Origin of the sequence: Marinobacter sp. UBA2498 (assembly GCF_002341575.1) — a bacterium.
GTDB lineage: Bacteria > Pseudomonadota > Gammaproteobacteria > Pseudomonadales > Oleiphilaceae > Marinobacter > Marinobacter manganoxydans.
The window spans coordinates 29,542-29,849 of the sequence record NZ_DDOI01000065.1 but is presented as its reverse complement, the minus strand read 5'-3'; the positions used below and the strand labels follow the sequence as shown (position 1 = coordinate 29,849).

1 protein-coding gene is annotated in these 308 nt (G+C 57.5%); it reads right to left on the bottom strand.

Features of this window, described 5'->3' with window-relative positions; translation table 11 throughout:
- Positions 1–308 (bottom strand): AMP-binding protein (locus tag B2W52_RS09040; protein WP_286802585.1); only part of this gene is annotated, 308 nt, incomplete at both ends.

The following is a 308-nucleotide window of genomic DNA, read 5'->3' as shown; positions in this document are numbered from 1 at the left end:
GTTCCAGTCGTGGTCACGGCCAGCCTGAAGTTCGGCCTGTACCTGTTGGCGCTGGTAAACGATGCAGGTTTCCGGCTTGTGGCTGGCCTGATCAATGGCCTTGTCGACCAGGGGCTTGTACTCGATCACACGGGTGACTTCGATGCCACAGGAAGCGGTAATCACAGCCTTCGGTTTGGCGTCATCGATGCGAACCGCAAGCTCATGGGCTGCAAAGCCGCCGAAGACCACAGAATGAATGGCGCCAATTCGCGCGCAGCCGAGCATTGCAATGACGGCTTCCGGAATCATCGGCATGTAGATGATGA